At 69.1% G+C, this 12,581-nt stretch carries 7 protein-coding genes; 2 read left to right on the plus strand and 5 right to left on the minus strand.

What is annotated here, in order from left to right:
- Positions 1 to 97: 97 nt before the first annotated feature.
- Positions 98 to 388 carry a 30S ribosomal protein S15 gene (rpsO, locus tag HC362_RS08240; RefSeq protein WP_016470189.1) on the minus strand — a complete coding sequence of 97 codons (291 nt, stop codon included), beginning with the start codon at positions 386 to 388 and terminating at the stop codon, positions 98 to 100.
- A 93-nt stretch (positions 389 to 481) separates the two neighbouring features.
- On the minus strand, positions 482 to 2,008 hold the full coding sequence (gene eccD, locus HC362_RS08245) for a type VII secretion integral membrane protein EccD (protein ID WP_243088431.1): 1,527 nt from the start codon (positions 2,006 to 2,008) through the stop codon (positions 482 to 484).
- Positions 2,009 to 2,306: 298 nt separating this feature from the next.
- On the opposite strand from eccD, the gene eccCa reads away from it, so the two are divergent.
- Together eccCa and HC362_RS08255 are read left to right on the plus strand one after the other, a co-directional pair.
- Positions 2,307 to 6,278 (plus strand): type VII secretion protein EccCa, encoded by a 3,972-nt coding sequence (eccCa, locus tag HC362_RS08250; protein ID WP_243083258.1) that lies wholly within the window; start codon positions 2,307 to 2,309, stop codon positions 6,276 to 6,278.
- Positions 6,279 to 6,387: 109 nt separating this feature from the next.
- Positions 6,388 to 6,654: a DUF397 domain-containing protein gene (locus HC362_RS08255; RefSeq protein ID WP_243083259.1), complete on the plus strand. Its 267-nt coding sequence runs from the start codon at positions 6,388 to 6,390 to the stop codon at positions 6,652 to 6,654.
- A 17-nt stretch (positions 6,655 to 6,671) separates the two neighbouring features.
- Here HC362_RS08255 and HC362_RS08260 read toward each other — a convergent pair whose 3' ends face one another.
- From HC362_RS08260 to HC362_RS08270, 3 genes are all read right to left on the minus strand, one after another.
- On the minus strand, positions 6,672 to 8,762 hold the full coding sequence (locus tag HC362_RS08260) for a serine/threonine-protein kinase (RefSeq protein ID WP_279240177.1): 2,091 nt from the start codon (positions 8,760 to 8,762) through the stop codon (positions 6,672 to 6,674).
- Positions 8,763 to 8,838: 76 nt separating this feature from the next.
- A complete protein-coding gene (locus HC362_RS08265; RefSeq protein WP_243083261.1) occupies positions 8,839 to 11,097 on the minus strand; it encodes a serine/threonine-protein kinase in 2,259 nt (752 codons plus the stop codon).
- 1 nt (position 11,098) lies between these two features.
- Complete coding sequence (locus HC362_RS08270) at positions 11,099 to 12,028, minus strand: PQQ-binding-like beta-propeller repeat protein (protein ID WP_347568425.1); 930 nt, start codon at positions 12,026 to 12,028, stop codon at positions 11,099 to 11,101.
- Positions 12,029 to 12,581: the final 553 nt, after the last annotated feature.

The raw sequence follows: 12,581 nt of genomic DNA on the forward strand, positions 1-12,581 counted from the left end.
GCGAGAGGCTGTCGTACTGCGATGTGGCGAGCGGCCGTACTGCGATACGGCGAAGGGAGCGGTTCCCGGGTCCGGGAACCGCTCCCTTCGTCACGTACTAGCGGGCGCCCGCCGCGCCGCGGCGGATGCCGAGGCGCTCGACCAGCGCACGGAAGCGCTGGATGTCCTTCTTGGCGAGGTACTGCAGCAGGCGGCGACGCTGGCCGACCAGCAGCAGCAGACCACGGCGCGAGTGGTGGTCGTGCTTGTGGGTCTTCAGGTGCTCGGTCAGGTCGCTGATGCGACGGGAGAGCAGCGCCACCTGGACCTCGGGGGAGCCGGTGTCACCCTCCTTGGTGGCGAACTCGGAGATGATCTGCTTCTTCGTCGCGGCGTCGAGAGACGACACTCGTACTCCTCGGGGTTCTGGCCGCCGAGCGCCCCTGGTCTTCTTCACAGGGGAGGCTTCGATACTCGGGAGGCCGGTACAGGGTACCAGTGGCTAGCTGGTGAGACTGCGGGCCGCCGAGTAGACGTTCATCACCGCCAGGCACAGCGGTACCAGCGTGAGCAGGACGAACGTCTCCATGATCTCCACGAACCTGCCCCAGAAGGGGGTCACACCCTTGTCGGGGACCGTCAGCCCGATGGCCACGGCCAGCACCGCGGCCAGGGCGAGCGCGGCGCTCAGCCACACGGTGCGCAGCGCGTCACCGCCGGCCGGGAAATCCCCGGCGAGACCGGCCCCGAGCAGCACCAGCGCCACCAGACCGGCGACCAGGGAGCTGCTGACCTGCGAGGTGTAGCGGAAGAGGCGGGCCCGCAGCAGCATCGCGATGCCCGTCGCCAGGGTGAGCAGCTGCCCCCATCCGGAGCCGGAGAAGCTGAGCACCGCGCTGGAGACGACGACCACGGCGGCGCAGCCGCCCACCAGGCCGACCAGCAGCTCGTGGCCGCGCCGCGCCTGGGCCGCGATCCGCTCCGCGTCGATCGGCCCCTGGGTCTGCGGGGCGGCGTCCGGGTCGGCGTCGTAGTCACTCATCTGGGTGCGCGTGGCCTCGAAGCCGATGGGCAGCCGCGCGAAGCGGGTGGAGAGGCCCGGCAGGAACGCCAGGACGCCGACGGCGACGGGCGCGCAGATGGCGGCCGTCTCGACCGGGCGCAGGTCGCTCACGATCGCGATGAAGGTGATCAGGGTGCCGATGGTGGCGGTGAAGGCCGCGGCGACGAACGGGCCGTCGCCGTTGGGGGTGAGCGCGATCAGGATGCTGGAGGCCAGCAGCACGGTCACACAGCCCAGCAGGAACTGCAGCCTGCCGATGCCCAGCCCGTCCTCCAGGGGCAGCAGCCCGCTCCCTGCCACCATCAGGTGCGGCATGGCGGCGAGGCCGAGCGCGATGGCGGTGGCCCGGTCGTCGTAGACGCGGGCCCGCACGGCGGACAGTGCCATCAGCAGCACACCCGCGACGGCGGCCAGTACGCCGGCGAGCCCGTGCATGTCGTGCCCGGCCGGGTCGGAGAACCACAGCACGAGCGCCATCAGCGCCAGCAGTACGCCACCGCCGATCAGCCCGGCGGCGCGCAGCATCCCGTCGCCCCACAGCCGGCGGTCCCGGGTGACGGCCGAGGCGACCGCGTCGGAGACGTCGTCGAAGACGGCGGGCGGCAGCGACTCGGCGAACGGGCGCAGGCTGAGCACCTCGCCGTCCAGGATGCGCTGGGCCGCGAACGAACGGGAGCTGTCCAGGACCGTGCCGTCGCGGCGCACCAGGTGGTAGCCGACCGGGGCGCCCTCGGCCGGGCTCTGCCCGGACAGCCGCAGGATCTCGGGATAGAGGTCGGCGACCGGGATGTCCTCGGGGAGCGCGACATCGATCCGGCTGTCCGGTGCGACGATGGTCACCCGGCTGAAGCCGGTGTCCAGTGCCGACCCGGCTGCCCGGCCGGACGGACCGGCCGCACCTCGGGCACCGCCGGAACCCGGCTGCCCGCCGGATCCGGTGGCCGCGGCGGAAGCCGTCGTACTCACCTGTGTGTCCCCCTCGAAGAGCCTGCTGGGCACCTGCTCGAACGTGTGCTGGGCGTCAGTGGGCCGGGCGTCCGCTCGCGAGCCCCTGGGCCGCCGCCACGGTCATCGCGGCAGCGCGCGACACCCTACCGCTCCCGGTCAACTCACTGTGCCACTAGGATCGCCAGCCGCGGAGGGGGACCGTCCTGAAGGGACCGTCGCCACCGGGTGCCGGCACCGAACCGTCCCTTCCGCACCAGGGACGCGGGGAACCCGGACGCAGGGAACCCTAGGGAACGCAAGGGAAATTGGTGCGCGAGTGACCCAGATCGTCGTCAAGCGTCCGCCTCGGGCATTGCCTCCCGAAGTGCCCGCCGAGGAGCTCCGGTTGGAGCCGCCCCCTGAGCTGCCCAAGGCGAATCAGGAGGGCATGTGGATGCAGGTGCTGCCGATGCTCGGCATGGGCGGCTCCAGCGTCTACTTCCTCATGCCCGGCATGAACTCCCACCCGATGATGAAGATCATGGGTGTCCTGATGCTGTTCTCCACGGTCACCATGGTCATCGCCATGGTGGTGCGGATGCGCCGGGGCACCCAGGGCGAGATGGCGCAGTCGCGGCGCGACTACTTCAGGTACCTGGCCCAGACCCGCCGCGCGGTCCGCAAGACCGCGCTCAAGCAGCGCGACGCCCAGTTCTATCTGCACCCCGCGCCCGACCAGTTGTGGTCCCTGGTGGCCGAGGGCAGCAGGGTGTGGGAGCGGCGCCCCTCCGACGTCGACTTCGGCCAGGTGCGCGTCGGACTCGGCGTACAGCAGCTGGCCACTCCGCTGATCAGTCCGGACACCGCGCCGGTCGACGAGCTGGAGCCGCTGACGGCCGGCGCGATGCACCAGTTCATCAACACCCACGCCACCCTCGACGGGCTGCCGATGGCCGTGTCGCTGCGGGCCTTCTACCACATGACCGTCAGCGGCGACCCCGACTCCGTGTACGCCTCGGCGCGTGCCCTGCTGTGCTCACTCGCCGCGATGCACTCCCCCGAGGACCTGGTCATCGCGGTCGCCGCGAACCGCGAGAGCTACGGCGCCTGGGACTGGGCCAAGTGGCTGCCGCACGCGCAGGCCAAGGACCAGGCCGACGGTGCGGGAGCGCGGCGGCTGATCGTCGGCGACACCCTCGAGCTCGAGGAACTGCTGGCCGCCCGGCTGGAGGGACGGCCCCGGTTCAGCGCCGCGGCCGACCCGGTGCTGGAAGCGCCGCACCTCGTCGTCGTCCTGGACGGCACGACGGTGCTCCCCAACTCCCAGCTGGCCGCGCAGGAGGGCCTCCAGGGCGTCACCATCGTCGAGATCGTCCCCGGCGACATCGACGCACCGCGCGGCGGACTGTCCGTCGTCGTACAGCCGCGCACCCTGCGTCTGGAGTCGGGCCACGGCATGGTCTACGAGGGAACCCCCGACTTCCTCTCCTACGAGGCGGCCGAGGCGGTGGCGCGGCAGCTGGCACCGCTGCGGGTCGGCTCCGGCGACGACGGTGACGAACCGCTGCTGGCCAAACTGGAGTTCACCGACCTGCTCAACCTGGGCGACGCCGCCTCCGTCGATGTCTCCCGCACCTGGCGGCCGCGCTCGCAGGCCGAGCGGCTGCGGGTGCCCATCGGCGTGGGCGAGGACGGCCAGCCGGTGATGCTCGACCTCAAGGAGGCCGCGCAGGACGGCATGGGGCCGCACGGGCTGTGCGTGGGCGCGACCGGTTCCGGTAAGTCGGAGCTGCTGCGCACCCTGGTGCTCGGCCTGGCCGTCACCCACTCCTCGGAGACCCTGAACTTCGTCCTCGCGGACTTCAAGGGCGGTGCGACCTTCGCCGGAATGGCGCACATGCCGCACGTCGCCGCCGTGATCACCAACCTCGCGGACGACCTGACCCTCGTCGACCGCATGGGCGACTCCATCCGCGGCGAGCTCAACCGGCGCCAGGAGATGCTGCGCGACGCGGGCAACTACGCCAACATCCACGACTACGAGAAGGCCCGCGCCGCCGGAGCCCCCCTCTCCCCCATCCCGTCGCTAGTCCTGGTCATCGACGAGTTCAGCGAGCTGCTCACCGCCAAGCCGGACTTCATCGACATGTTCATCCAGATCGGCCGCATCGGCCGCTCCCTGGGTGTGCACCTGCTGCTGGCCTCACAGCGGCTGGAGGAAGGCCGGCTGCGCGGCCTGGAGACCTATCTCTCCTACCGGGTCGGCCTGCGCACCTTCTCCGCCGCCGAGTCCCGCGCCGCGCTCGGCGTCCCCGACGCCTACCACCTGCCCTCGGTGCCCGGCTCCGGCTATCTGAAGTTCGGCACCGACGAGATGACCCGCTTCAAGGCCGCCTACGTCTCCGGCGTCTACCGGGCCGGCGGCGACGACCTGCCGGCCGGACCGCTGGCCCCCAACCGGCGGCCCGTGCTGTTCACAGCCGCCGAGGTGCCCGTACAGCGGCCCGACCCGGAGACAGCGCCCGTGCCCGCGCAGCCCGACACCGGCGCCGACGACGACGCGCTCGCCGACACCGTGCTGGATGTCGTCGTACGGCGGCTGGAAGGCCAGGGCACCCCCGCGCACCAGGTGTGGCTGCCCCCGCTGGACAACGCCTCGCCCCTGGACGAACTGCTGCCGCCGCTGGAGCCCGTCGAGGGCCGCGGTCTGACGGCGCCCGACTACCCCCGGCGCGGACAGCTCGTCGTCCCCGTCGGCCTCGTGGACAAGCCCTTCGAACAGCGCCGCGACCCGCTGTACCTCGACTTCTCCGGCGCCGCGGGCCATATGCTCGTCGTCGGCGGTCCGCAGTCCGGCAAGTCCACCCTGATGCGGACGCTGATCTCGTCGTTCGCCCTCACCCACACCCCCGCCGAGGTGCAGTTCTACGGGCTCGACTTCGGTGGTGGCGGCATGTCGGCCGTCGCCGGACTGCCGCACGTGGGCGGCATCGCCTCCCGCCTCGACCCCGAACGGGTACGGCGCACGGTCGCCGAGGTCTACGGCATCCTCAACCGCCGCGAGGAGTACTTCCGCGCCAACAACATCGACTCCATCTCGACCTACCGCAGGCGCCGCTCCCGGGGCGAGATCACCGACCAGCCGTGGGGCGATGTGTTCCTGGTCATCGACGGCTGGGGCAACTTCCGCAACGACTACGAGGGCCTGGGCGACATCGTCAACGACATCGCAGCCCGCGGCCTCGGCTACGGCGTCCACCTGGTCGTCACAGCGTCCCGCAACATGGAGGTGCGCGCGGCGCTCAAGGACCTGCTGATGAACCGGCTGGAGCTGCGGCTCGGCGACACCATGGACTCCGAGTTCAACCGGAAGGTCGCGGCCAACGTCCCGCCCGGCGTGCCAGGACGCGGTCAGACCATGGACGCGCTGCACTTCATGGCCGGCGTCCCGCGCATCGACGGCGTCGACTCCGACGACGAACTCGCCGACGCCAGCGCCGAGATGTGCAACGCCGTCAGTACCCACTGGCAGGGCGACCCGGCGCCCCAGGTCCGGCTGCTCCCGAGGGAACTCCCGGCCGGCCGCCTCCCCGGCGGCGGTGCGCACCCCGAGCGCGGGGTCGCCTTCGCCATCGACGAGAACAACCTGGAGCCCGTCTTCGTCGACTTCGAGACAGACCCGTTCTTCCTCGTCTTCGGCGAGAGCGAATCCGGCAAGACGGCGCTGCTGCGGCTGCTCGTCAAGCAGATCACCGAGCGGTACTCGGGCGACGAGGCGAAGATCGTCGTCGGCGACTACCGGCGCTCCCTCCTCGGCGCCATCCCGGACAGCCATCTGCTGGAGTACGCGCCGATGTCCAACACGATGGAGACGCACATGAACGCGCTCCGCGATCTGATGGACCGCCGCGCCCCGTCCTCCGACGTCACCCCGCAGCAGCTCCGTGACCGCAGCTGGTGGACGGGCCCGCAGATCTTCATCATCGTCGACGACTACGAGCTGGTCGCCACCTCCAGCGGCAACCCGCTCGCCGTCCTCACCGAGCACCTGCCCTTCTCCCGCGACGTCGGCGTCCGCTTCATCATCGCCCGCAGCTCCGCCGGCGCCTCCCGGTCGATGTTCGAGTCCTTCATGACCCGCATCAAGGAACTCGGAGCACAGGGCGTGGTGTTGTCCGGCGATCCAGGTGAGGGCGACCTGCTCGGCAATGTCCGCCCCCACCCCATGCCGCCGGGGCGCGGCTTCTTCGTCTCCCGCAAGCGGGGGACGCCGCTGGTGCAACTGGGATGGCTGCCGGACGAGACGTGAGCCCTTGGACGCGGCGCATGGTCGCGCCGCGTCCACGTAGGCTGACACTCCGAAGCCGGAGGCTCAAGGAACTCGAGGAACTCGAGAAACTCCAGGAAGGAGAACTGCTGTGGGGACTCAGCAGGAAAAGGAAGAGCTGTACGCCATGGACATCTCCGACGCGGTCTGGGAGAGCGCCCCCGGCAGCCCTGAGGACGAGCGGGTCGAAATCGCCCACCTCCCCGGCGGCGCCGTCGCCATGCGCAACTCGAAAGAGCCGGACGTGGTGCTGCGCTACACGGCCGCCGAGTGGGAGGCGTTCGTGCTGGGGGCACGGGACGGGGAGTTCGATCTGGAGCGGGCGCCGGGGGATGGGGGGACGGCGGCGCAGGAATGAGAGTTCGCGGTGCTGCGTCAGAAGACGGGCATCGCGGTCAGTTCCTCCCCGCGCAGCACGAAGACCCGCTTATCGGCGGCCGTCAGCAGGAGCTTCCCCTCAGGGCCTGCCCCATATCGCCATGCGCTGCTCCCGTCTCTCGCCCGTACGGCCATGACCCCAGCCCCTCCGGAACGGTCGAGGGCGATCCACACGCTGCGGGCTTGCACCACGGGCGGATCGGTGGGAGGCAGGTCGATCGGCAGGGGGCACCCCCATATCTGGCGGCCGTCGGAAAGCGCGATTTTGCGCAGTTCGGTGCCATCGGCCGCGTACAACGCGGCCCCCGAGACCGTGGCAGCCGTCCAGCCTGGTGCGTCCTGCTTGCTGGGAGAGTCGGAGGGGCGAGACCACTTCTTCTTTCCGTCTCCCAGCCCCAGGGCGATCAGTGACCGGCCGCCGAGGAAGACAGTGCGTCCGTGGATCGCCGGCAGCAGCGCGCTGTCTGACTGTCCACGTACGGTCCAGGCGCGCCTGCCGGTGCGGGTCCGCACAGCGGTCACTGTCCCGTCAGTACCGCACAGCACGAGCAGTCCGTGCGCCGCGGTAGCTCGAACGGGGTCGTCTTCGGTGGAACGTGCGGGGGAACGCACCGTCCACAGGGTCTCGCGGTGCTTCAAATTCACGGCGCGCAGTCGCCCGTCCCGGGTCACGCAGTAGGCAGCTGCCCCCTCGGAAGCCAGCAGGTGGGCGGCGTCCGCCGTTGTGGACCAGAGTTGTTGACCGTCCCTGGGCCGGATTCCGAGGAGCCGGCCGTTCCGGTCGACGCTCAGCGCCAGAGCATCCGAGACTGTCAGACAACCCGCCGCGGCATCGGCCTCCTGAAGATTCCAGCGGGGTTTTCCGTCCATAACCCCGTAGGCGTGCAATCCTTCTTCTCCGCCCACGAGGACGACGTCGCGGGCGCATCTGAGAACTGTGGCCGCCCCTTTCGTGCCGCTCTCTGCCTTGGTCGGCCCCCACAGCGCCTGGGGAGTCTCACCTTGAGTTGTCGGCTCAGGGCGTACTTCGGCTTGCCAGGAATTCCCTGTCGGCTTGGTGGACTCGGCGTTCTCCTGCTGACGACCGGCCCCGAGCCAGTACGCACCGCCGCCCAAGGTCGCGAGCAAGGCGCCACCACCGCTCATCAATGCCAGCGCCCTACGGCGGCTCGTCCCGTCACGCCTGCCGGGCGGATCGCCGGGAAAGGTGGCTGCCCGCCTGGCAGTCTCCTCGCGCGCTGCAATCTCGTGTGCCCACGGCTCTGTCCGCCACGGCAAGACCACGTGACGGGACGGCGCCAGACCCGCGGCGATCTCCTCCGGAGAGGGCCGCTGCCCGGGCTCCTTGGCCAGACAAGCGGCGATCAACGCCCGTTGATGTGCGGGCACTCGGTCCAGCTTCGGCTCGCCGTGCACCACCTCGTACTGCACCGCAGCAACATGGGTGCCTTCGAATGCGGGTCGGCCCTGTGCCGTATATGCCAGGACAGCTCCGAGTGAGAACACGTCTGCCTTCGGCCCGGAGCGTCGGCCCAGCGCCTGTTCCGGAGAGCCATATCCCGGAGTGATGGGTGTCTGTCCGGTTGAGGTAAGGGTGAGTCCGTGTTCGGGCCGCGCGATACCGAAGTCGATCACGCGGGGCCCGGCAGAGGTGAGCACGATGTTCGACGGCTTGAAATCGCGATGCACAAGGCCGGTGGCGTGGATGTCTCGGAGGGTGACCGCCAGCGCGGCTCCCAAAGAGGCCAGCGCTGCCGCACCGAGCGGGCCGTGACGCTGCACCGCGTCTTCCAGAGTCGGTCCAGCAAGGAACTCCGAGGCGATCCACATACGCCCGTCGTCCACGTGCGCAGCAAGTACCCGGGCCACTCCCTCGCTCGTGACGGCCCGAGCCATCTCGGCTTCCCGGACAAATCTGCGCACCATCGCGGCCTCATCGGCGAACTCGGGCCTGAGGACCTTGACCGCGACAAGGGCCGCAGAGCCGTCCCGTCCCAGGTACACCTGACCCATACCGCCCGCCCCAAGTACACCGATGAGCCGGTACGGGCCGAGTCGAACAGGGTCTCCGGGGCCAAGAGGTCTCACGTACGGTCTCCTACGAATGGCAGGTACTCGTTGTTGTTGACAGCGGTCGGCTGTCGTCGGAGGGGGTGGCCCCGGTTCATTCCAGAGGGAGCGCGATGACCGTGCTTCCCGTGAGCGCAACGACGAGCTTCCGGCCGGGATGCACTGCTATGGCCCGCCCCAGCCCCCGCGGCCGGGTGCCGCTGAGAGTCCAGGCCGCAGAGTGGGACCGCCGCCCTACTGCCGAGACGAAGCGGCTGCTGTCGACCGTCCCGTACACGTTCTTCTTGCCGACAACGGGAGCGCTGTACATCTCGGCAGGCTGGCCGGTCTCCTTCTCCTCCCACAAAAGTCGCCCGTCCTGCGCGTCCAAAGCCACCCAGCCGCGCATGCCTTCCATCGCATAGATCACGTCGTCCTTGAGGGTGGGTGGTCCGTAGCGGCGGTCCTCTCCCTCCTCAAAGCCCTTCCCCCGTTTGTCTGAGCGGTCTTTTCCGAACCGCCATGAAACATGTCCATCACGCAGACGTAGTGCGAGAACCTCGTTCGAGCCGACAAAAAGGTGTGCGGAGGAGTACGCAAGCTGCCCCGGCCTGGGGCCGTTGTCGCGTTCCCGCTTCTCAGTGGGGATCTTCTTCTCCCACAACGTTCGGCCGTTCTGCGTGTCCACGACCCCCGCTCTTCCGTCCCGCAGGAGGATGAGGAACTTTCCCGAGAGTGCCGCGGCGACACCTTTGGTTGCTGTGTCAGGGGTCCACTGCGCGGCCAGACGGCGGCGCCAGCGCTCCTTCCCTGACGAGATGTCGTATCGCAGCAGTCGCCACCCTTCGTGCGCGGTCGGATCGGAGTCGCTCAGCTGCGCAATGAGATACAGGCCGTTGTCCCGCGCGGCCAGCAGCATGGCACCGGACGCTTGGAACTGCTTGTCCTTTACCACTGTCCGCTCGAAGGCTCCGCCATGGAAATCGACCTGCGCCACCTGAAGTTCGCCCGCGGCGGCGTCACGCGGTACAAAAAGGCGTCGGCCGTCGAGGGCCAACTGCGAGGCCTCCGTTATCCCTTCGAGCATCCACAATTCCTTGCCGCCCTTGGCATCCAGACCGACGAGCCCTCGCCGGGTCGGAACGATGACAGCGTCTCCTACCGCAGACGGAGCCGCCTCCGGGCCGGCTTCCGGGATCGACTGCCGCCAGACGGGGCGTGGTGGTGTGCCGGGGGGACGTGCGCTGGGCGAGGCTCCGTCCGCCGCCTTGCCCTGGTCCCGTGCCTCCGTCCCGTCGTCCAACAAGGTATGGGCAACGTAGGCGACTCCCGCCAGGGCCGCCGCACCAGCAGCGGACAGTGCAAGCATTCGACGGCGACCGAGACCGGCCTCAGAGACGCCACCCTCTGTACCGAGCTGCTCATTTGTGGAAGGTACCGCCCTCTCCGGAGCAGGACCACATGCCTCCTCACAGCGCAGAGCAATGTCGTGGAGTACCGGCTCGGGCAGGAGAGCGGCGAACAGTTCCTTGCGGCCGTCCGACTCGTCATCACTGGTCTCGGAGCGAGTCGCTTCCTGCAAGGCTTCGCTCAACCGCTCCACGGAGGGACGCTTCTCCGGCTCCTTCTCAAAGCAGTGCGACAGCAGATCGACCAGTCCGTGGGGCACATCGGTGAGGTCTGGATCCGCGTAACGGACGCGGTAGAGCAGGTCAGCGGTCTGTCCTCCTCCGAAGGGGCCTCTTCCGGTGAGCGTGAAGACCAGGACTCCTGCGATGGCGAACACATCGCCCGGAGGACCGTGTTCGCCGCCCGTTGCCTGCTCCGGCGACATGAAGGCGGGAGTCCCGGCGGCGGCTCCAGGCCGGGTCAACCGAGTGTCGCCGACGGCGCGAGCGATCCCGAAGTCGATAACTTTCGGTCCATGTACGGTCAAGAGAATATTGGAGGGTTTCAGGTCCCGGTGAACCACTCCAGACCCGTGCAATTGTTTGAGCGCGGCACACAACTCGCCCCCCAGGGCACGCGTACAGGCCTCCGGAAGGTTTCCGTGCCGCTCCACAGCGTTGTCGAGAGGGGGGCCGATAACGTAGTCGGTCGCCAACCAAGGCGTATCCGCGTGCGGGTCGGCATCCACGACCGCTGCTCCGTAGCGTCCGCCGAGTACGCGCGCCGCGTCGATCTCCAGGCGAAACCGCCTGCGGAATTCCAGGTCGGCTCCCAGACACGCGTGCATCGTCTTGAGCGCTACGGTCCGACCGCCTCCGGAGCGTGCGAGGTAGACGGTGCCCATGCCGCCGCTGCCCAGGCGTCCGAGCAGCTGGTAGGGGCCGAGCTCGTCAGGGTCGTCCTTGGTGAGAGGAGAGACAGGCATCTCACTCCACCGGGAGCGCATGAACGCGTCGTTGATCTGCTACCAGCACCATCCTCGGCGCCCGGCCGATCAGTCGGCCTGCGTACCTCTTCCGGCGGCCGCTGCTGACGGGCGTGTAGTGCCACAGGGGCTGTCCGTCCCGCGCCCTGTATGCATCGATGGAGGCCCCGTCGGCAGCGAGGAGCGTCCGTCCCGACGCGCTCAGGGCGGACAAAGGAGCCTCGCCGTCGGCCTCGCTTTCGAAGAGCGCCCGTTCTTCCCAGCGGGTGTCGCCGGTTGCCCGGTTCAGGGCACGCGTGGTTCCGAGGCTGTCGGTGACGTAGAGAATCCCGGGAGATCTCTGTGCAAACAGCGGGCGGCCGAAAACGGCGGTCTTCTCCTCAGCTCGAAGGGTCCACTCGGGGTCGCCACCGGCTACGCGATACGAGGCGAGAGCGCCTGCCCCTGCGATCAGAAGCCGATTGGCTGATATGGCCGTATATGTGGCAGATCCACCTTGCGGAACGTCGTTGTACGTGCGTTTCCCCAGCTTGTCACCACTCTTCCTGTCAAGCACCCGACAAGTGCCTTTGGTGTCGCCGATAAGAAGGACCTTGGGCAGCAGGAGCGCCATGCTCCCGTCTCTCTCGGAAATCCTCCTCCGCCAGAGCTGCCTATGCTCACTCACGTCGTAGGCGACCGCCTCGTGCCCCTGCTCCGAGCGGGCCAGGAACCAGAGGGTGTCCTTGGCCGCCGCAAGCGCCGACTGAAATGCGAGGGATTCGCCCGGCCCATAGGCATCGCCGGACCACACGACATCACCGGTTCGTTCGGAAACGACCTTGGGGACTCGTCCGGGAAGGAGTACCCGTTCAGGTCCGAGTCTCAGCGGCGTGCCGGTAACCGGAGCTTCTGCATAGGCCCATATGCGCTCACCTGTACGCAGATTCACGCCTGTGGCCCCCTTCGTGTGCGAAAAAACCGCGACATCCTCGCGCCAGGTGAGCACTTCTGTCGATCTCGAGGGAGGTCCGGGCAGGTCCAGCTGCCACAGCGGCCTCGGGGCCACTCCCGGGGACCGTCTGCCCGGGGTGGGCCGTGGCCTCCGCACCGGTGCGTCGCTCACGGCAAACGCGACAGCTCCGCCGGACGCAAGTCCAGCGAACGCCGAGGCGCCTCCGACCAGTAGCGCCCGGCGAGTCCGGTCGCGGTTGCGCGGCAGCTGACGGGTGCTGTCCTCGTCCACCGCGGAGCGGGAGGAGTCGGGTGCGACCCGCCGCTCTCGTTGAGCTGTGCGTACCGTCTGCGCCTGCTCGCTCAATGCACGACTGACCGTCTCAGGCAGCCACCCCTGCTCGGGGAGAGGGCCGAGCTGTGCCGCGAGAGCAGCAGCGGTCGGACGATCGGAGGGCTTATCCGCCATACAGGCAGCCAGTAGGGCCTGGGAATCGGCCGGCCAGTCGGACCCGAGCCGGCTGCTGCTCCCACCCGTAGCCGCGTGACGA

The sequence above is a fragment of the Streptomyces sp. 891-h genome, assembly GCF_022760275.1.
Lineage (GTDB): Bacteria > Actinomycetota > Actinomycetes > Streptomycetales > Streptomycetaceae > Streptomyces > Streptomyces spirodelae.